Annotated in this window: 18 protein-coding genes; 1 reads left to right on the forward strand and 17 read right to left on the reverse strand. The window is 40.0% G+C overall.

Annotated features, from left to right (window positions below; translation table 11 throughout):
• Position 1: 1 nt before the first annotated feature.
• The 15 genes from SIB89_RS11510 to SIB89_RS11580 form a co-directional block, all read right to left on the reverse strand.
• Positions 2-1,000 (reverse strand): sodium:calcium antiporter, encoded by a 999-nt coding sequence (locus tag SIB89_RS11510; RefSeq protein ID WP_412559890.1) that lies wholly within the window; start codon positions 998-1,000, stop codon positions 2-4.
• Between the two features lie 47 nt (positions 1,001-1,047).
• Positions 1,048-1,839 (reverse strand): cation transporter, encoded by a 792-nt coding sequence (locus SIB89_RS11515; protein ID WP_412559891.1) that lies wholly within the window; start codon positions 1,837-1,839, stop codon positions 1,048-1,050.
• A 26-nt stretch (positions 1,840-1,865) separates the two neighbouring features.
• Positions 1,866-2,084 (reverse strand): hypothetical protein, encoded by a 219-nt coding sequence (locus tag SIB89_RS11520; protein ID WP_412559892.1) that lies wholly within the window; start codon positions 2,082-2,084, stop codon positions 1,866-1,868.
• Between the two features lie 36 nt (positions 2,085-2,120).
• On the reverse strand, positions 2,121-3,524 hold the full coding sequence (gene lpdA, locus SIB89_RS11525; protein ID WP_412559893.1) for a dihydrolipoyl dehydrogenase: 1,404 nt from the start codon (positions 3,522-3,524) through the stop codon (positions 2,121-2,123).
• An 89-nt stretch (positions 3,525-3,613) separates the two neighbouring features.
• Positions 3,614-4,033, reverse strand: coding sequence for a Fur family transcriptional regulator (locus SIB89_RS11530; protein WP_412561907.1), 420 nt, complete (start codon positions 4,031-4,033; stop codon positions 3,614-3,616).
• A 44-nt stretch (positions 4,034-4,077) separates the two neighbouring features.
• Positions 4,078-6,639, reverse strand: coding sequence for a heavy metal translocating P-type ATPase (locus tag SIB89_RS11535; protein WP_412559894.1), 2,562 nt, complete (start codon positions 6,637-6,639; stop codon positions 4,078-4,080).
• A 4-nt stretch (positions 6,640-6,643) separates the two neighbouring features.
• Entirely contained in the window at positions 6,644-7,003 is a 360-nt protein-coding gene (locus SIB89_RS11540; protein WP_412559895.1) for an STAS/SEC14 domain-containing protein, read from the reverse strand.
• Between the two features lie 24 nt (positions 7,004-7,027).
• Positions 7,028-7,831 carry a helix-turn-helix domain-containing protein gene (locus tag SIB89_RS11545; RefSeq protein WP_412559896.1) on the reverse strand — a complete coding sequence of 268 codons (804 nt, stop codon included), beginning with the start codon at positions 7,829-7,831 and terminating at the stop codon, positions 7,028-7,030.
• A gap of 151 nt (positions 7,832-7,982) precedes the next feature.
• Entirely contained in the window at positions 7,983-8,342 is a 360-nt protein-coding gene (locus SIB89_RS11550; protein WP_115122656.1) for an STAS/SEC14 domain-containing protein, read from the reverse strand.
• 28 nt (positions 8,343-8,370) lie between these two features.
• Entirely contained in the window at positions 8,371-8,793 is a 423-nt protein-coding gene (locus tag SIB89_RS11555) for a Fur family transcriptional regulator (protein ID WP_115122657.1), read from the reverse strand.
• A gap of 15 nt (positions 8,794-8,808) precedes the next feature.
• Complete coding sequence (locus tag SIB89_RS11560) at positions 8,809-9,147, reverse strand: P-II family nitrogen regulator (protein WP_115122658.1); 339 nt, start codon at positions 9,145-9,147, stop codon at positions 8,809-8,811.
• A gap of 106 nt (positions 9,148-9,253) precedes the next feature.
• Positions 9,254-10,489, reverse strand: coding sequence for an efflux RND transporter periplasmic adaptor subunit (locus tag SIB89_RS11565; RefSeq protein WP_412559897.1), 1,236 nt, complete (start codon positions 10,487-10,489; stop codon positions 9,254-9,256).
• An 18-nt stretch (positions 10,490-10,507) separates the two neighbouring features.
• Complete coding sequence (locus tag SIB89_RS11570; protein WP_412559898.1) at positions 10,508-14,911, reverse strand: CusA/CzcA family heavy metal efflux RND transporter; 4,404 nt, start codon at positions 14,909-14,911, stop codon at positions 10,508-10,510.
• Positions 14,912-15,029: 118 nt separating this feature from the next.
• Entirely contained in the window at positions 15,030-15,398 is a 369-nt protein-coding gene (locus SIB89_RS11575; RefSeq protein WP_412559899.1) for a hypothetical protein, read from the reverse strand.
• Between the two features lie 92 nt (positions 15,399-15,490).
• Entirely contained in the window at positions 15,491-16,705 is a 1,215-nt protein-coding gene (locus SIB89_RS11580) for a phage integrase SAM-like domain-containing protein (RefSeq protein ID WP_412559900.1), read from the reverse strand.
• Between the two features lie 657 nt (positions 16,706-17,362).
• On the opposite strand from SIB89_RS11580, the gene SIB89_RS11585 reads away from it, so the two are divergent.
• Positions 17,363-17,503, forward strand: a complete 141-nt coding sequence (locus SIB89_RS11585; RefSeq protein WP_412559901.1) for a hypothetical protein — start codon at positions 17,363-17,365, stop codon at positions 17,501-17,503.
• Between the two features lie 116 nt (positions 17,504-17,619).
• Here SIB89_RS11585 and SIB89_RS11590 read toward each other — a convergent pair whose 3' ends face one another.
• Positions 17,620-20,493: an alpha-amylase family glycosyl hydrolase gene (locus SIB89_RS11590; RefSeq protein ID WP_412559902.1), complete on the reverse strand. Its 2,874-nt coding sequence runs from the start codon at positions 20,491-20,493 to the stop codon at positions 17,620-17,622.
• 68 nt (positions 20,494-20,561) lie between these two features.
• Complete coding sequence (locus tag SIB89_RS11595; protein WP_412559903.1) at positions 20,562-21,911, reverse strand: SusE domain-containing protein; 1,350 nt, start codon at positions 21,909-21,911, stop codon at positions 20,562-20,564.
• Between the last annotated feature and the right edge of the window lie 18 nt (positions 21,912-21,929).

A 21,929-nucleotide genomic window follows, 5' to 3' on the forward strand; every position in this document is an offset into this window, starting at 1 on the left:
TTTAAAATAGCTTTAGAACAAAGAACACCATTGTCAATAGATAAACTATATACGCCGCATCGAACACTAATATCTGCCACTTGCTAAAACCGTGAAGCTCCTTGCTCTGATGGACAAATACTGAATATAAAAGCGGCATCAGCCCAACGAAGGCAAGGTTCACCCAGAACAACTGAAAATCTTCGATAGGGGTGGTTACCAGTGCCAATGGGAAAAAGGCTACCGTCATCGTAACCGCATTATCTGCGATAACACTGGTGGTGCCTGCCGTTACTTCGCCTCCTTTCACCACGCTCCAGGTCTTGAATATTTCGGGGGCGGTAGTCAGTATTCCCGTAATGAACAGTCCGCCGACCATTTCAGAGATGCTTAGGGCAGAAACAATATTTTCAGTTGCTTTTACGATGAAAAAAGCCCCTGTAGCTATCGCCAAAGCTCCCGCGACCGATAACCAAATCTGCTTTTTGTCCCATTCTACTTTTTTGCCCTTTTCCCTTCCTTTTATGATGGCGTGAGCCAGAAAAACAGCATATGCCGCAAGCATAATCCAGCCATCCACGGGCTGAAGTCCTCGCCAAGCTTTAGGTAAAGTCAATAGGGCTACAAGGGCGATAATCCCCAAATAAGGTAGGGACAGGACGGAAACGGAACGTTTGTTAAGGGAAAGCACCTTGTTGTCGAGGTGTTTTTGATGCTCCTTGTTGTTCTTGAATCGCTTTCTCGAAGCGAAATAGGCTATGGTTACCATCAACGGAATGGAAATAATATTAGAACCCAGTAGATTGCCCAGGCCAATATCCGATACGCCCCTTGCTGCACTGGTAATATTTATGGCCACTTCTGGGCTGGCGGTCACGATGGCAAGGAATGCCGCCCCTGCCGAAGCGGTAAGCCCCCATTGTTTTCTGAGCATCTTTAAAGGTGTCAACAGTTTGTCCGCACCCCAATGTGCCGCCCAAGCTGCCAATCCTAATGCTACTACCCAAAGCCAAATATTCATTTTTATTATTGATTTATTTTTTTTTCTATTTCAAGGTTTACTTAAAGCTACTTCGACAATTTTAAAATTCTTAATGCACCACGCATTACAAACGTGAAAACGATGCCGCCAATCACCAAATCGGGCCATTTACTATTCAGAAAATAAACCAGTATCCCTGCTACTATAACACCACCATTGACAATGATATCATTGGACGTAAAAATGGCACTTGCCTGCATATGGGCCTCTTTGCTCTTGGTTTTGTTGATAAGCCAGAGCGATATCAAATTACCTACCAATGCGAAAATTGAAACGATAATCATCCATTGGAACAAAGGTGTTTCGGTATCGCTGAAAAACCTTCGCAAAACCTCTACAAACCCAAGTGTTGCCAATGCCATCTGAAAGTATCCGCTGAATTTTGCGACCTTCTTTTTTCTGGAAATGGCACCGCCTACCGCGAACAGGCTTAGCGCATATACGATGGAATCTGCCAGCATATCCAACGAATCCGCTATAAGTCCCATTGAGCCAGATATCCAACCTGTGGTCATTTCGATAACGAAAAATCCAAAGTTGATGCCCAAGACCCACCAAAGGATTCTTTTTTGTTTGGATTGGTCTTCCATTACGGGTGGTTCGGCTTCTGTGGTTCCCTCAAAGGAATCCCCAAGTTTTAAGCTGGCTATAGACGTTTGTATCGCCTTGATACCGTCCACGTGATATACTTCTAATTTTCTGTTGGGAATATCAAAATCCAAGTGTTTGACCTGAGCATAAGACTCCAACTTCATCCGAATCATCTGCTCTTCTGAAGGGCAGTCCATTTTACTGATTTTAAAAGTGCTCTTGTTCATTTATATACTACTTAATTAATTGTCTTTTAGTGCTTCATTTGTTTATGCGACTCTATATACCTTTCCAAGAGTGACTTCAGGCTATCTAAATAGTCCACAAACGAGTTCACGGAAATATCGGGTGTTTCGCAATCAGGGATGGTAATAGGGTTTTCATCAAGATATTGGTATAGTTCAGGATAGTCCTGTTCAATTCTCAATGTCAATTCGTTAATTTCCTTGGTCAATTGCTGAAGCTTCTTCATCTCTTTTATTCTTTATTGTGCAGGTTATTGTAAATATTAAATATGTAGCGCCCTATCTTCGGTGGCTGCCAGACACGCTTCCTTAAAGGTTTCTGAAAATGTGGGGTGCCCGTGTGACATTCTTGCTATGTCTTCGGCAGCTGCCCTAAATTCCATCGCTACCACCGCTTCGGTATAACTGTCTGCTATGCGCGGGCCTATCATATGCACGCCCAATATCTCATCGGTTTCCTTATCTGTGATTACCTTGATAAAACCATCCGTATCCATACTTATCTTCGCCCGTGCGTTTGCCTTATAGGGAAAAGAGCCCGTTTTTATACTTCTATTGGTCTTCTTCAGTTCTTCTTCCGTCAAACCTACTCCGGCCACCTCAGGCTGGGTGTACACGATATTGGGGATGAGCGAGTAATTGATATGGGGCTTTTGGCCAACAATCCGTTCGGCTACGAAAACGCCTTCTTCACTGGCTTTATGGGCAAGCATTGCCCCTCGAATTACATCCCCAATAGCATACACACCCTTGATGTTGGTTTCGAGGTTCTCATCTACCGTTATCTGTCCTTTCTCATTGGTTTCCACTCCTATATTTTCAAGCCCTAAATTGGCGGTGTATGGCTTTCGGCCAATGGCCATAAGGCAGTAATCGCCATCTAAACCCATTTCTTCTTTACCGGAAAGATTTTCCGCTTTCAATTCTACTTTGTCCTCAGTTGCCGTTGCGTTTGTCACCTTATGTTCCAAATAAAAATCAATTCCCTGTTTTCTTAGGGAACGGTGCAATTGATGTCCCAGTGCGCCATCCATAGTGGCAATGAGGCTATCAAAATATTCTACTATAGAAACCTTTGAACCCAGGCGGGCGAATACGGAACCTATCTCAACACCGATAACGCCTCCTCCAACGACCATTAAATGCTTGGGGATTTCCCGTAGCGCAAGGGCCTCGGTAGAAGAGATGATACGCTTTTTGTCGATTTTAATATTGGGCAATGAAGCGGGTTTGGACCCTGTGGCAATGATGATTTTATCGGTTGCTATGGTTTCCGTTTTATCTTCGCCCTTAATTGCGACCGTGTCTTTGTCCTTGATGGTTCCGTGGCCTTCATAAACGGTAACCTTGTTCTTTTTCATCAGATAATCAACACCATTGATGATTTCCTGTACCACATCCTGAACCCTTTGGTTCATTTTCAGGATATCGACATTGGCTTCTTTAACATCAATCCCAAATTTTTCGAATTGATGCTTGAGTTTGTAATAATGCTCAGAGGCTTCCAACCAGGCTTTTGACGGGATACAGCCCACGTTAAGACAGGTACCGCCCAACGTGCTGTACCTTTCAACAATGGCCACTTTTAGACCCAATTGGGCGCAACGGATGGCACTTACATACCCGCCCGGGCCAGACCCTATAATTGTTACATCATATTTTTCCATATTCGTAAATTTTTTAATTAAATAAGGTGGGGGAAACCTTAAGCTGACCATTGGGCGCAAGGGTTCAGTTTTTAAGGCACTCCCACCTGTTATTTTTTTCTGCAATTCTCACATACTCCTTTTAGTACCAAATTCACATCGTTTATTTTATAATCGTCCGGCAAGTTTTGTTTCGATATTCTATCCGGCAAGCAAATAGTTTTTCCACAAACGGTGCAATGAAAATGCATATGCAAATCTGAGATGTTTTCATCAGAAAGTGCATATTTTGCAACGGCCGTTCCATCATCAATCTGGTGGACTATGTTTTTTTCCTCAAACAACTTCATCGTTCTATAAAACGTGGTTTTATTTGCTGTTTTGTTACTTTTACTTTTTTTGAGAAAGACCTTTTGCATTTCGTTCAGACTATCAGCATAAGTCTTCCTTTTGAGGTATTTATATATTTTTAACCTCATTTCAGTTGGGCGTATCCCTTTGGACAATAATGTTCTTTCCGTTTTTGTCATTTTATATTCTTTCAAAAAACCGGATTCTTCCAAGTCCGGGTCTTCTAATCTTTTTTATAAGCCAAAAGACGTAGCGCATTGGCCACGACTACCAAGGTAGACCCCTCGTGGAATGCCACGGCAATCCCTATGTTTGCCCAGCTCATAATGGTAGCCGGTATCAGTAGTGCCACAACCCCAAGGCTTACCCATAGGTTCTGCTTGATAATGGCCTTTGCCTTCCTGCTCAAGCCAATGGCAAAGGGCAGGGTTTCCAGCTTGTCGGCCATAAGCGCAACATCGGCGGTTTCCAAGGCCACATCGCTTCCAGCCGCGCCCATTGCTATACCTACGGTACTGTTTGCCATTGCAGGCGCATCGTTTACACCATCGCCCACCATTGCCACCTTGGATTCTTTTTCTTTTAGCTCTTTAATAGCATCCACCTTTTCTTCCGGCAATAGGCTGCCCCAGGCATCGGTCAATCCTATTTCTTCCGCAACGGCATCGGCTACTTTTTGGTTATCGCCCGTAAGCATAATCATACGTTTAATACCGATTTCCTTTAGTTTTTTGAGGGTTCCCTTGGCAGCTTCGCGAGGGGTATCCATTAGGGCGATGATGCCTATATATTCGTCATTCTTCCGAATGAGCATCGTAGTATTTCCCCCACCTTCAAGACCACGGACTTTCGTGGTTATTTCTTCGGAAGGTGTACTTTTATCAAGCCCTTCGTACAGGTCGAGGTTGCCGACATAGATTTTGTCATTACCCAATGATGCTTTTATGCCCTTGCCCAGCACAGCTTCCAAATCGGTCGCATCAGGTATTTCATCACCTTTCAGCCGCTCCTTTCCATCTCTAACTACTGCTTTTGCCAGGGGATGGTCGCTTAGATTCTCTACGGCCACGGCTATTTTTAAAAGTTCGTTTTCAGATATATCCCCAAGTGGAACCACTTCGGTAAGCTTGGGTTTTCCTTCGGTCAGAGTACCCGTCTTGTCAAAGGCAAGGGCGGTAATAACGCCGAGGTCTTCCAAAGGGCGACCTCCTTTAATAAGCACTCCGCCGCGGGCGGCCCTTGCCACGCCACTCAATACGGCACTCGGTGTCGAAATCGCAAGGGCACAGGGACTGGCAGCAACCAATACGGCCATTGCCCTATAAAAACTATCGCTAAAGGGTTCATCGATGACCAAGAAAGCGAAGAGCAGCAGCACGACCAATACCAGTACGGAAGGCACAAAATATCTTTCAAATTTATCAGTAAGCAACTGGGTAGGCGATTTTTGGGTCTGCGCCTCATTCACCAATTTTACCAATCGGGATAGTGTAGAATCCTTCGCTTCTTTGATAACCTTTATTTCAAGCGTGTTATTGCCATTAATGGTTCCAGAAAATACGCGGTTTTCATCTTTGATTTCATCATCCTCTGAATAGTCTTTGGCAGTATCCTCCACGGGAACTTTGTCCACCGGTACGCTTTCCCCTGTGATAGGGGCCTGGTTGACACTACTTTTACCATCGACCACAACGCCATCGGCAGATATTTTACTGTTTGGTTTGACCACGATGATATCGCCTATACTTAACTTTTCGATACCGACCTCTTCGGTCTTACCATCTTTTTTCAGCAGGGCGGTTTTTGGTGCTAAATCTGCCAGTGCCGCGATGGACTTTCGGGCCTTTTCCATTGCATAATGCTCAAGGGCGTGCCCAAGACTGAACAGGAACAGTAACAAGGCACCTTCTGCCCATTCGCCCAGAGCAGCGGCACCAATGGCGGCTACCAACATTAAAAAGTCGATTTCAAAACCACCTTTGGCTACAGTCTGTATGGCCTCTTTCGCGGTAAAATAACCTCCAAAAAAGTAGGCGCCTATGTAGAGGGACAAGCTGACCCAATCCGGTATCGAGTCCACGTAGGATAATCCGAAACCTATTCCGAGAAGGGCACCACAAATGATGGCGAAAATAAGTTCGGTGTTCTTGCCGAAAATACCGCCGTGTGCGTGTGCCTCGCCTTCATCCTCGTTGTGGTCGTGTTCTTCGCCTTCTTTGTGAACGTGGTCTTCACTCTCGTCGATGTGTTGCTTTTCTTCCTTGTCCTGAGTATGTTCGGATTTTTCTTCACCCTTGGAAACTTCCATTTTTTGTAAATACGCTTCTGTACCAACGGAAGGTTCAATAATGGTAAGCCCTTGTTTTTCTATTTTCTTTTTAATAGCCCCAAATCCTGTGATACCTTTATTAAATTCCACACGTATCATTCCAGATGCGGAAGCGGAAACTTCGAGAACTCCATCGACCTCCTTAACTGCTTTCTCGATGGTCCGGGCGTGACGGGTGTGGCGTATCCCTTCCACTTGTACCAACTTATGTCCAAATTTATCCGTGATTTGGGCGCCAGTAGTCTCCGCCAAAGACCGTACCCTATCAAGGGAAATGACATCGGGGTCGTAATGGAAACAGAGTTGCGGAACACCGTCCGCTTTTTCATCGGATACGTGTACATTGTCAATACCTTCACGACCTTTTAGTTTATCGATGAGCCTGTTGACACAGGCATCTTTCTCGTCCGGCACCTGTGGAAGGATTACGGGAATTTTGATTTTTAGTTTTTTCATATCCTTAGTTGTTTTGTATCCAGTTTTTTGCTTGTTCCTTATCCTGAAGGTCAAAATATTTGACTTCTGAACCGGTAAAGAAATCAGTGGCTTTGGCGGCCCATTCTTGCCATTTTTTTTCGCCTACAAATGCCATTTTTCCATAATCCGATAGATGTGCAGCATCCACCTTTAAATCTGCCCAAAAGCCTTGTAGGTCATAGCCGTTAAAATCTTTTAGTTCAAAGTAGAAATCCACTTTATGCCCTTTTTCGATGATGTTGTGGATGAGCGGATGGATTTTTTCTATGTCCTTCTTTGTGATTTTACCGTTGACTTTAGCGGCGATTAAGTTTTCTTTTTCTATGTTCAATATTTGTATCATTTTTTTGATTTTATAGGGTTTGTATTAATTTAAGTGTATCTCCAAATACTCCAGAGCCTCAGGCATATCCAACTCGCGGGTTCCGTTCCCGGTTCTGATAAAGAAAAGCGAACGGTCGCCCAAATTCAAATACACGGGTTTTTGTGATTTGTGAACCCTTACATAACAGATATGCTTTTCTTCAAATTCATAAAAGACCACCTTTGCCAAGGGGCAAAAATGGGTACCTAAATTGACGGACACCAACTGCATTATATACTGTTCAAACCCGTCCTTCCCCGGTTTCTTTAAAGTACCGTAATCCTGTTCCAGCCCCAGAATACGACCTTCATCATCAACCCCTATAATTAAATGCCCACCTTCGGTATTCATAAACCCTGCGATGGTCTTTGCAACTACCGTTTCCAAGGCTTTGTTTACCTTTCCTTGTCGAAGGTCCCACCGCAAGGTACTTTTGAATTCTACCTCGTGGTTTTCACCTTTGTCCAATAATTCCCTTATAAAAGTAACCCCGACTTTTTCCCTGTTTAGTCGAAATATCGTTTTTCTTGTATAGAACATCAGGGCGAGACTACTGCCCATAATGCCGAATAGGACATTTTTTAGGATTTGGTCTATATCGCTAAATCCTGCGACTTGTCCAAATGCTTTTTTGAACAGATACCACCAATTGCCTGCATCACCACCTTGGTCATATTGGAACAGGGAAATGCCCAATGGCTGTATGAAGATTATACCAACCCCAAATCCTATCGCAGCGGTAATAAGAAGTCCTCGCCTGTTCAGCGCTCCTATATTTTGATTATGTATGCCATTGGGTTGGTTCATTACCAATTTTTATTAGAAAGTTTTTACTACATTTTTCAGATTTTTTATCGGTTTTAGCCTTGTGCTATATACTTCGCTAATTTTATATTACACATCCCACACTTTACCTAAAACGTAGTATAGTTTTTCCGTTTAAATCAATTTTGCTGTTTTAATTATTTTCTTTCTCTATCCATTCTTTGGCCAATTTTTTTTCATCAGGTCCGAAGAATTTTATGTGCGCCCTTGTAAAATGTATCAAAACCTCAGTAAACTGTTCGTGCCATTTTGCGTTTCCTACCAATGCGACCCGCTTTAGTCGTTCCTCATTGGGAAGTTTTAGTTCAATACCTTTCCAATAGGCACTTGCGGTCCACCCCTCAAAATTTTCCATTTCAATATACCAGTACACTTTGTTATGTTCTTGTATGTGGTCTTTTAATTGAGATGTCATATTATCATAATCGGTAGCATCCAGCCTATTCTGAGCTATCATATATACCTTACATTCATTTTTATAAATCGTCATCATTGTTCCTGTTTTTTTTAAATCTAAAAATTTAATCCAAGTCGTCACTGCACTTCTCACAGATACCCTTTGCCACGAGGTTGATATCTTCTGCTACATAGCCTTCGGGAAGGTTTATTGTCGGAATTTTATGCTCTGTCAGACACACGGTTTCACCGCAACTATTGCAATGAAAATGTAAGTGAAGGTCGTTGCCGACCTCACATTCACAATTGTCCTCGCAAAGGGCATATTTAATGATGCCGGTACCATCTTCAATTTGATGCACGATTCCTTTTTCCTCAAATGTTTTCATAGTGCGGAATAGCGTACTTCGTTCCGAGCGTTCAAAATCTTTTTCGAGTTCGCCCAGACTAATGGCCACGTTCAATTGCGCCAACCGTTTATAGGTCATCAGGCGCATTGCCGTAGGGCGAACCCCCTTGCTTTCCAACTTCTTTACGATTTTTTCCATTTGCTATAAGAGGGATTAAAGGTCATACCGCTTCAGGGATTTCCCCGTTTTTATCTGAAATGCATCTTCGATTTCTGACAAATAAATGATGCCATCGCCAGGGTCTGGTGTCTTGCCATTTTTGAGAATGATGTCTATTGCAGATTGTGCTTCTTCGTTCTGGCAGACGAGTTCCAGTTTTACCACAGGACTGTTCGTCACGTGAAAATCGAGTGACGGTTTGGCGCCTTTTGCCTTGAACGCTCCGGTACCTTCTGCCTGTGATAGGGTCATACTTTTAAATCCGTTGTCGGTTAAGGCCTCTATTACTCTTCGTATCCTGTTCGGTTTTACAAATGCTTTTATTTCTTTCATATCATTTATTTTTAATCGATTTTGAACCGAGCCTGTTCTTTAATTTTTAACTAAATAATTAAGACGACAAACAGACTCGGAATCAAAACCTTTGATTGTTATTGAATTAGTGCCCGTGCTCCAGTTCGCCCTTAACCATTTCAGAAGAAAGGGTATAGGCTCCAACAGTGACTACCTTTATATTTTTTGCCATTTCTGAAGGGATATTGATTTCCACAAAACCAAGGTCATTTACGCCCGTACTTACAGGAATCCTTTTAAATTTTACCGTGTTTTCTTCGGTTTCCCCATCCTCATCTACAATGAAAATATAGGATTGTTCGCCTTCTTTGACGATGGCTTCTTCTGGAACAGCATAACCTGATTTTTGTCCTTCCGCAATTCTGCCTTCAACATACATACCGGGAAGCAATTCGCCATTTTTATTATCAATATCCGCGTGCACGTGCAAGGCCTTAGGGTCTTCCTCAAAGGTTTTGCCGATGGAATGTACTTCTGCGGTCAACAACTCATCAGGTTTGGAAGCTACCGTAAAGATTATTTTCTGTCCTTCTTTTACCTTTGGAATATCTTTTTCGTACACTTTAAGGTCTAAATGAATTTTAGAATTATCGCTTACGGCGAACATCTTGGACTGTGGTGCCACATAGTCCCCAAGACTTACCATTACCTCGTCTACGTAGCCTGAAATTGGCGTAGATATAGGTATTGCAGAGTAGATTTCTCCTTGTTCTACCTTGGATGTGTTAATACCCAACAAACGTAGTTTTGACCTTAAACCGTTTACACTTGAGGTAGTGGAACGAAATTTTGACTGTGCCATTTGAAATTCCTTTCCAGAGGAAACACCCTTGTCGAACAATGTCTTTTTTCGCTCAAAATCTTGCTTTAGGAACACGAGTTCATCGTTTTTTTCCTGATATTCCTGTTGCATACTTATAATATCTGGATGTTCAAGATAGGCGAGCACTTCACCCTTACGTACTTTATCTCCCTCTATAACCTTGATGGACCTAACGTTACCACCCATAAACGGGCTGATATTTGCCTTATCCTGAGGAAAAAGTTCGAGCCTTCCGGTAACCTTGATATTGTTGCCAAGATTGCGTTTTTCTAACATTTTGGTCTCAAGACCAACGGTTTGGATTTGGTCGTTGGTGAGCACTACTACGCCTTCCTCTCCTTCTTCTTCATTGTGTTCATCGTGTGCATCTTCTTCACCTTCCATTTTTTCGGCGGTTGTGCTTTCTTCGTTATGTCCCAATTCTGAATCGGGCTTGTCGTTGCAGCCAACCATAAAGAAGGTCATTAATGCTACACTAATTATTGCTATATATTTCATTTCTTATTCTTTTTTAAATTATAGGTTACCCAATTGATATTGCAGCTCAATGGACTGCTGGTTATATTGATTTATAAACTGTAAATGGTTTTGTTTTATCCTGATGGCACTGTTGAGAATAGTGATATAGTTCACATAATCTATTTCACCTTCTTTAGATGCCAGTTCTGCCGTAGTAATTTGCTGCTCGGCCAAAAGCAATGCACCTTCCTGATAGTAATCAAGAGTTTTTTGGGTCTTTTCCAGTGATTTTATGAGCTGCGACACCCTACTTTCGGTCACTGCCTTTTGTTCGAGGTATTGGTTCTCAGCAACCAATGCATCTGCTTTGGCAGCCTTTACCCTTGCTTTCTGTGGAAAGAACCAAAGCGGTATGCTAATGCCTGCTTGATAGGTATTGAAACCCGATACATCATCCACAATCTGTCTTCCGTAGGTTAGGTTGAACTTGGGTAGGAACTGTGCTTTTTCCACACCGACATTGGCTTTGCTTACTTCTGCATTTTGCATAGCATATTGAAGCAAAGGATTATTGGCTGTGGAAGCCGAATCTAAATTGGACAAAAAATCCATCGGTTCATAGTCCAAATTCACAGTTTCTATTTCTTGGTCAATGCCCAAATATTGTTTCAATGCCCTTTTTGCGATTTCTATATCATCATAGGCCTGCTGCCTTAAGACTTGAATCTGCTGATATTCTGAAGAGGCGGCAATAAATTCCAATTTGCCCGTTTCTCCTGTATCGTAACGCAATTCTGCAGCCGTCCTAAAGTTAGCATAAACACTGTCCAACTGTTCCGCAAAACGCAATTGCGCCTTGTTGTAATTGATGCGGTCATAAGCCTGCATCACATTGCGAATCAATTGCTGTTCGTTGACCGCGTAAAATGTTTCGCCCAATTTAACACGTTCCTTATAGAATTTTGATTTTGAAAAACCTGAAAGTAAATCAATATTTCCTTGCTGTACACCTATGGTAGTTTGTACACCGGGAAGGTCATTACCAAATTCTTCCTTTCCTGTAAATACCTGTGTATTTCCCAAATCGAAGCTGGTACCCTTCATCGCCTGTTCACGTTCAATAAAGGCTTGGCTCTCTTTAAGGGAAGGATAATTTTCCTTGGCCAAAGCGATGGCTTCTTCCAAAGTAAGCACTTGGCTCATTTGGCCGTCCTGTGCATTTGCAGAAGTTGGGGATAAGAAACCTCCTAAACTCAATAATACCACAACCACGGTTGCACTTTTCTTGACGTAACTTGTATCGCCACCATTGCCTTTACGTTCTTTGCGAGCTTCCAGCCAATAATACAGGACTGGAACAACGACTAATGTCAAAAAGGTAGCCGTTATGAGTCCACCAATTACTACTGTCGCCAATGGTCGTTGTACTTCTGCACCACCAGAGGTAGAAACCGCCATTGGGATAAAGCCCATAATGGCCGCGGTTGCCGTAAGTAAAATGGGACGTAAGCGTTCGTGGGTGGCTTCGTATATTCGTTTTTTTAAGTCTGTCATTCCACTTTCTTTTAGTTCATTAAATTTATTTATCAGTACCAGTCCGTTCAATACCGCAACGCCAAAGAGCACGATAAAACCAACACCTGCGGAAATACTAAAAGGCATTCCCCTTATCCAAAGAGCAAACACGCCACCAATAGCCGCCAATGGCACTGCCATATAAATCATTAGGGATTGCGAGAACGAACTCAAGGCAAAATAGAGCAATATGAATATTAAGAAAAGTGCAATAGGCACTACAATCATCAATCGGTCTGAAGCACGTTGAAGGTTTTCAAACGAACCTCCGTAGGTTACAAAATAACCCGGTGGCAATTTCACGTCCGTTTCCAATTTTTGTTGAATTTCCTCGACCATCGATTTTACATCGCGCCCACGGACATTGACCCCTACCGAAATACGACGAGAGGTATTGTCCCTTGAAATCTGCATTGGCCCGGGTTTGTAGCTGATATCTGCCACTTCCTTTAAAGGCACTTGCGCTCCGTTTGGCAAATCGATATAAAGATTTTTAAGGCTGTTGATGTCTTGTCTAAATTCCTTTGCCAATCGTATGACCACATCGAACCGTTTTTCGCCCTCAAAAATCACACTTGCCTGTTCGCCTGCAAATGAAGCACTCACATAATCGTTCAGCTTGTCAACGGTTACACCATATTGGGCCATTTTCGCACGGTTATATTCCACCGTCATTTGAGGTAAACCGCTTGTAGCTTCCACATTGAGGTCAGCCGCTCCAGGAACGGTTCTGATGACCGCTGCGATTTCCTGTACCTTGTCGGCCAACACTTCTAAATCCTCGCCATACAATTTAATTGCCACGTCCTCACGCACACCTGTAAGCAATTCATTAAAACGAAGTTCTACAGGTTGGGTAAACACGAAATTTACGCCAGGAACGACTGAAATTTTTTCCTGGATTTTTTCTATGAGTTCCTCTTTGCTATCTGCGGAAGTCCATTTACTCTTATCTTTTTCAAGAATAATGTAACTATCGGCAATGTCCATAGGCATTGGGTCTGTTGGTATTTCGGCCACACCAATCCTTGAAACTACCGTTTTTACTTCTGGAAATTCATTGATTAGATTTTGAAGTTTTTTTGAAGCTTCAATGGATTCTGTAAGACTGCTCCCCGGTTTTATCAACGCTTGAAAAGCAATATCGCCCTCATCAAATTTAGGTATGAATTCGCCACCCATATTGCTGAAAATAAATCCTGCTATCAATAGTAGGGTAACCGCGCCTATAACCACACCAGCCCGAAAACGAAGTGCAAAATTGAGCAATGGTACATACGCTCTGTTTAAGCCAGACATTATTTTATCACTAAACCTGTCAATCTTATTTTCAAATTTGGCAAACCAACTATTCTGATTTTTAGTAGGTTTAAGAAACATTGCTGAAATCATTGGGACGTAAGTGAGACAAAGGATAATCGCTCCTAAAACGGCAAATCCAAAAGTAAACGCCATTGGACGGAACATTTTTCCTTCTACACCAGTTAAGAATAAAATAGGTGTAAAGACGATAAGAATAATCAACTGTCCAAAAAATGCTGAATTCATCATAGTGCTTGCAGATTCATAGGCAATCTCATCCATTTCAGCCTGTTCAATGACTTTAGTTGATTTTTTCATCCGTTGATGAATATGAAAAACCATTCCTTCTACAATGATTACTGCACCGTCAACGATGATACCAAAGTCTATGGCCCCAAGTGACATTAGGTTTGCCCAGACCCCAAATTGTTTCATCAAAATAAATGCGAACAAGAGGGATAATGGAATTACCGATGCGGTAATCAAACCACCACGAAGACTTCCCAATAAAAGAACAAGTACGAATATTACAATTAGAGACCCTTCAATGAGGTTTTTCTCAACAGTGCTTGTGGTTCTTCCAATGAGTTCACTTCGGCTTAAAAATGTATCTATGTAAACGCCTTCGGGTAGGGATTTTTGTATTTCTACAATGCGCTTCTCCACATTTTCGACTACGTTGCCTGGGCTTTCGCCTTTCAGCATTAAAATTTGTCCACCAACAGTTTCGTGTCCATCTTGGGTAAATGCGCCATAACGCACTTGATTACCATAGCCTACTTTTTCAGCTACATCACGTATCAAAACAGGACTACCGTTTTGTGTGGTAACAACTGTATTTTCCAAATCTTCAATGCTACGTGCCAAACCTTCTCCACGAATGAAATTTGCTTGGTGGTTTTTTTCAATGTAAGCACCACCAGTATTGGCATTGTTTGCTTTAAGGGCTTCAAAAACCTGATTCATTGTAATACCAAAACTTTTTAGTTTATCAGGATTTATGGCAACTTCGTATTGTTTTACATAACCTCCAAAGGCATTGACCTCGACGACTCCTGGCACTAAAGCCATTTGGCGTTTTACAATCCAATCTTGGATGGTACGAAGCTCCATTGCATCGTACTTATCTTCGTAGCCCTCTTTTAATTTTAAGGTGTATTGGTAGATTTCGCCCAGACCTGTTGTTATGGGTGCCATAAATGGCGTGCCGAAGCCTTCGGGGATTTCTCCAGCAACTTCGGTTAATTTCTCTTGTACCAATTGCCGGGGAAGATAAGTGCCTGCCTCGTCCTTAAAAACAATGGTAACCACGGACAGCCCAAAGCGGGATACTGAACGCAGCTCGATAACGTCAGGAAGATTGGCCATTGCCAATTCTACCGGATAGGTAACAAATTGTTCAATATCTTCAGTACCTAAATTTGGGGCAACGGTAATAACTTGTACTTGGTTGTTGGTAATATCTGGGACAGAACCCAAATTTATTGTGGCCATAGACCAAATACCTGTACCAACGAGTGCCACTATAAAGAGTCCAATAATAAATTTATTATTAATGGAAAATGAAATGATTTTGTTAATCATAGAAAATGTATTAATTCAGTTTAAAACTTACGGTGCGAATAGATGCAACGTATTTATAAAGCAATGCCTACTTTGAGAAACATCACGTTAGGATATAGCTATCCTTAAAAAAACTGAATTATACTTGAGGGGGTTGAAAAAGGGATTCCAGATATATGGAATTGAAGTTGACAGTATATGAATTAAACTGCTCTTTATCTTCAAACTTAAATCGATTGATTTGAGCTGTTGCGGTGTTTGCTATAAACACTACAGGATGACAACATTGATGATGAGAATGGGCAGGTATATTCTCCTTGTCTGAATTATTATGATGTCCTTCGCTTTTTGTGTCGTTTTCGATGTAATCTTCTACTATATATTCAAAGAAAGAGTCGCCATAAACTTTATGATTTTGATAATGTGAAATTAAGTTTGAAATTTCTTTGATTGGTCCACATAAGTCCATATCAATACTGATTCCCTGAAAAAAGAGTAAAATAGACATTAATATGGAAAATATTATTTTCATAAAGTTTTACAAATATACAAATTAATCGATGCACAGGTTGTGCAAAGATTGTTCTTCAGTATGTCAATTCAAAAGTTAACAACGCTATCTAAAGCATCATCTGCTTCTTTATGGATAAAATTTGCCTGATAATTCAGTGTAGTTTTCAAGTCACTATGCCTATATAGTTTTTGTAACATTAAAGGATGAATAGAATCACCGGCAATATTGCCAAAAGTATGTCTGGCAATGTGCATTGTAATCTTCTTGTCTATTTTTGCTTTTTTGGCAATGGATTTTAAGTTATCGTTAAATTTTTTGGTTGCCGTTTTTCTTTTATTATAAATGTCTTTTGCATCATCCAGATTGGCCTTTTTCAATTCAGGAAAAACAAAATCGGTAGCGTGTTTTTTATCATCTCTGTAGAAATCTAAAATACTTAGAACCTTATCTGGAATTTTTAAGGACAGTAGTTTTGAGTTTTTATTCATTCTATAATGAAGCCTATTGTCGTATATGTCTGACCACTTTGTCCAGAGTACATCAGTAACCCGCATTCCTGCAAAATTGAAGCTAAATAGCCAAACATTTCTTGTATGAATTTCATTGTAGATTAGATTATCTAAAGCTTCAATAGCTCTTACCTCAATAATATTCAACCCTATTTTTGTAGTCTCAGGAAACTTGATTTTAATTTTGTCACCACCGAAAGGATATAGTTCCCTACTGACTATTTTTAGCTTTATAGCTCTGTTGAATAATAAGCGGATTAGGACAAGTATATTCATTATTGAAGTCTCAGCAAGGTGGTGCTTAACCTTGAGGTATATCATCAATTTTTTAAGAAATCGTTCATCAATTTCTTGAAATGAAAGCTGTTTAGATTTGTGATATTTTACAATATAACTAATCAATGCGCTGTCCGTAGATAGACGGTTTAACTTTTCTGCAACTTCCAGTTCGTCCAGATGTTCTTCTGCCAATTCAAAGAAAGTTGAGGAATTCCCTGAGGCATAAATTTCTTTTTTAATCTGGTTTGCTGAAGCATCTTTATATTCGGACTGTAAATCAATAAGTGCCTTATTGGCATCGGAAAGTTGCTGTGATAATAACTTGTTTAGACTATCGGCATTTGGATTTGATTTTTTTACTCGAATATTTTTTTCGTCCCATTCCTCTATATCAATATAATGACCTACATATTGATAGGTGGAACGACGGTTTTTTGTAATTCGAATAGCCAACGGATATTGTCCCTTGGTGTTAGGTTTTTTGCGTAGAACTATTTTTGCATTTGATGACATAATTGACCTGTTTTGAGTACGAAAGCCAAATCAGGTACAACATAGGTACAACATTGCGTTTTTTTGCTCAATTTTTGTTGTACACTTTCTATAAAGATACGAATTTATTGGGCTTTTTAGGTACAACATAGGTACAACAAATGCTGAAATCAACTGATATTAAATGACTTTAAAGAAAATGTAAAAACATATAAATCATTGAAAATGAGTGTTTTTACGTTTCTTTGGTGCAATATACGCTAGACTTAGGATCTAGTGCCGCGAGGTGTGCGAGTTCGAGTCTCGCCGCCTGTACAAAGATTAAGCTTCAGTTTTAAACTGGAGCTTTTTTGTTTGAATAGACTTTAATTTAATGAGCGAGACGAGAAGTTTATGCTGAGAGCAGTCAAAGTAAATCTCGCCGCCTGTACAAGAAGACTCTTCAAATTATTGAAGGGTCTTTCCCCCCCCTGAAACTTTAGATTTCAAAATATTTGCTTTTTTACCACCTTTCAATTCTAAATTAACCACATATAATAATTCGGTTTTGTAATGGGGTAAAATACTATATGAACTCGTTAAGCGAGTGGTGAATATACCGATGTTTTCTTATGATATTTGTCCCAGGAATTATAGATAATTCTAATTGAATATTTAAATAAAAAAACAATAAAAAATATGAATATTAACCCAACCATATGGCAAACACTTCCTTATTCGTTATCTACAATAGATAAAATAGAAGGTAGAAATAATAAGCGTACGGAAGACTTTGTCTTAAAAGCAACTATGTTTTTGAAAAATAAGTTTCAGAAATAAAATTAGATATTGAACGTTTTTTGCGATAGACAAAGGAATAACAGGAACATTAAAATATTTAAATAAAAAAGAGCTTCTCATCGAGAAGCTCTTTTTGCTCAAATAACACTTAATAATTAGAGCTTGACTAACTTGGTTGTCATAGTTTGTTTGTTGTCATTTTCTACTTTAACGATATACATTCCTGTATTTAAAGAAGAAATATCAAATGAATCTGTTCTTGTAAAATCACCTTTATAGGACTTTATCATTTTTCCTGATAAATCATAGATCTCAACGCCTGAAACATTGGTGTTGATACTAAATGAAGTACGAGATGGGTTAGGGTAAATAGTAAAACCAAATAGTGATTCATCTTCAACACTCAATACATTTGATGGTTTATTACCCAAAATTCTAAACTGGCCAGCAGGAATAGTAATAGAAGTTGTTGAGTTAGCAACTGTGGTATTTCCTGTTGGATCCATAAGATCGTACCATGTTGAAGTGACACCTGCAGGGAAATTAGTATTTACCGTTTGTGATACCACATCAAAGTTAGCTAGAATAATAACGTTCTTTAATTCCGTTGTTGGTATGGCATTATCAAAAATGTCTATTCTTGGTGTAAAATCGCCAGAAGTCATGGTGTAATCTCCTTCAAAAACAGGCTCATCTGTTTTTAATTTATGAAGTTTAGACCAATCATCATAAACTGCACCTCTAACAGCATCAGCTAACCAATTATTGGTCCATTGTGGTTGTGGCTTCGTGTCTAATTTACAATCTCCATCACCTCCGCCAGGTAAATTAACGGTACCATTATTACAGGTGAAAATCGAATTTTCCATACCGAGCTCACCAAAATGCCATATCATTTTAGGACCAGGCACCATTACCGAAACGGCAGCCATAGCAGACATTCTAGAAATGGCCGTATTTAAATCCTGTACATTATGACTTGCATTACTGGTGTTACCAAATGCTAAATTTTTATACATTAAGCGCTCTTCGTCATGGCTTTCTGGGTAACCTAGAACTCTTGGTCCGTTAAAAGAAGCTCTAGAGTTATGACCAATACCATTAATGTTTTTGTTTCCATTTTGTCCCATGGTCAACTCATTATAAGGATCAGTCATTTTTCCCCACATCATAACACCTTTACCTTCGTCGAACCTGTAATTCGCCCATTCTTTTTCTTCATTTTCGCTTCCTAAATGCTCAAAAATTACATAGTGGTCATCATCTAAAGACCAAGAATAATCAGCATACTCTTTAAGTACATCGACACGATCTTGCTGATAACTATTGGTGCAGCCTTCATTATTTTCACAATTTTGGGTAAACCCTTTGGTTAAATCCCAACGGAATCCGTCAATATTGAATTCTTCAATCCAGTGTTTTACTACACGTTTAACGTAATCTTTTGTTCTAGGGTTTGAGTGATCATAATCACTACCTACACTATAACTATGTTGAGCAATTTCATTAAAATAAGGGTTGTCACTACTTGGATCTCCCCAACCATCTCCATCAGGGTCGTTCATCCACATTCTCACCATAGGGCTTCTTCCAAAGGCGTGGTTTAATGCGATATCCAGTATTACTGCGATTCCATTTTGATGACAAACATCAATAAATTCTTTAAACTTTTCTTCTGTACCATAAAACTTATCCAAAGCCATATGAAATGAAGTGTTATAGCCCCAACTTTCATTACCTTCAAACTCCATAACTGGCATTAAGTGAATAGCATTGATATTAAGGTTTTTGAAATAGTCGATTCTATCTATAAGATCTTGATAGTTTCTATCAGCATCAAAATCCCTAACCAAAACTTCATATATAATTAAATCTTCCTTCTTTGGTTTTTCAAAATTTGTAACCTGCCAATTATAAGCTGTCTGACCAGTTTGAAGCACAGTGACCTCACGCTCTTGACCTGCAGGATATGCTGGTAAGTTAGGATATGTTGAGCTAGGAATAAAAGGATCATCAAACGGAGATAAAACTAAAGTAGAATAAGGATCCGCTACCTTAACTAAAGACGGAGAATTTGCAGTTGGTGTTTTATCTGCTACCCAATATTGATAGGTTTCTACTTGGCCCGGCGTTAATCCTGTAAGTTCTATCCAGAATTTATTGTTTCTGGTTACATCTTTTTTCATGGCATAATTAGAATCTGGTTGCCAGTTATTAAAACTTCCTGCCAAATACACAAAATCTTTCCCAGTAGCATATAAAACTAGTACTGCCGTATTGTCGTCAATATATGTAATACCATCTTGATAATTGGTTGGCATGATGCCAATATTTGATCCTGGGTCAATGAGAACACTAAACTCTTTTGTAATTGTAGTACCATCTAAAACAGCAACCAACTCATAATTTGTGTTTTCTGTAATATTAGTAACAGTGTAAGAGTAGCTATTAGTTGAGCCATCCGTGTCAATAACAGATCCATTTGCGCTTAGTGTGTAACTTGCATTTCCGCCAATATTAGTTGCAGAAATAGCTAAGTCATCACCAGAATTAATGATAGTTGTATCATCGCTAGGAGAAGTTAAACTAACCTGAAATGTCCCAATCTCAAAAATAAAGTCATTACAGCCACTAGCTTTAAACTCTTGCGAACCATCTTCATTTCTAAATACCATTCCCATTAAAACAGCGTTCGCGGCTTGGGTTGCGGTTAGACCGTAATAGGTTTCTGGCACTAAGGTTATAGAGTATATACCACTCCCTTGGCTTGTCATTTGGCCAACACCATCATCTTGTCCCCAATTTCCAACAACACTAATATTAAAAGCATTATCGCTATCACCTACACCAGAGTGCATATACACTTTGTTTGGGCTAGTAAAACCATCGCAGTCAGTAGCTGTACTGTTGATGTCTAGAGTTATGGTTATGCTTTCATCAATTTCAAATGGGTTGGGTGTAATAGTCACTTGACTAAACATAAGTAATGAAAAGCCAAAGCATAAAATTGATAAGTAGAACTTTTTCATAGAAGTTTTTGTTTTTAAAAAAAGGGCTGAAAAATCAGCCCTTTTAGGTTTAAGGGTTGTACCCTAAATTATTGAATTTTATTAAGTTGGTAAGTGCCATTAGCAACATCCAATCTAACTCTGTATAATCCAGCAGTTACAGCAATATTATCACCACCAGCATCTATAGTTCCATCAGCACCAGTATCGCCATAGTCAGAAGCCCAATCGTTATTAGCTCTGAATTTAACTTCACCATCAACAAGAGTAGCAATGTCTCCGTAGTAAACATCTGGTTGTATTTGAGTTAAAGCGAAATCTGGACCAGCTCCACCCCAATCATTATAACCAGAACCAACAACTCCCCAAACATCAGTTGATTCAATTGTATAGGTTCCATCGTTAAAGTTTAAAGTTATTTGGTAATGTCCTGCACTTACAGGGATGTTATCTCCTCCGCCATCTAATGTACCATCTAAACCAGTATCACCAAAGTCAGTAACCCATTCGTTGTTTTGTCTGAATTTAATTTCACCATCTACCAATCTAATGCCAACTTTAAAGGTATCAGTAGTATAGTCGTAGTAGAACTTTCCATCAGGACCCGCTCCACCCCAATCATTATAACCAGAGCCAACAACTCCCCAAGAGAAATCTTCCATCATGTAAGTGCCAGCAGCAATATCTAAAGTGATTTTATACGTTCCAGCAGTTACAGCGATGTTTGCACCACCTGCATCAAGAGTACCATCAGCACCGTCGTCACCAAAATCATTTACCCATTCGTTATTTTCTCTAAACTTAATCTCACCATCAATAAGTGTTACGTAAGCTACAAAGACATCGGCAGTACTTGTAGTATAGAATTGACCGTCAGGTCCTGCTCCGCCCCAGTCATTATAACCAGAACCAACAACACCCCAAGATGCTGGCATAATTCCGCCACCACCTGTTCCAGTGCTCTCTAATAATTCTACATTTAATACCATAACATTTGAAAATGCTTCTGTTCCACTACCAGTATCACCTGGATATGCTCTTAATCTCACAGAAAATGATCCAGTATTTGGCTCTGGACTATCTGGATCAGCGTCTAAACCAGCTTCCATAGCAACACTCATCATTTGTCCAATAGTCATTGCTATTTCGTTAGACGTGGTTGATGAAACAACAGTGGCATCTGTAAAATCTCCACTTACTGAACTTTGTAGTTCGTAAGTAACATTTGTTGGTGCACCAAAATCTGCGCTGGCCCAAGTGAATCTTTCACCAAGATTACTTGAAGTTGCAGCAGCAAGTACATAGTTATCTAAAGTAGAATTTGTAAACACAAACCCTTCTGGTTCTTGTGTTGTGAAAACAACGTCATCTTCAGTTTCACAACTATTAAAACTTATTAAGGCTAAGATGAAAAGGCCTAAAATTGATAATTTTTTCATGTTATTTTTTAGTGTTAA

The sequence above is a fragment of the Winogradskyella sp. MIT101101 genome, from assembly GCF_047126865.1.
Taxonomy (GTDB): Bacteria; Bacteroidota; Bacteroidia; order Flavobacteriales; family Flavobacteriaceae; genus Winogradskyella; species Winogradskyella ouciana.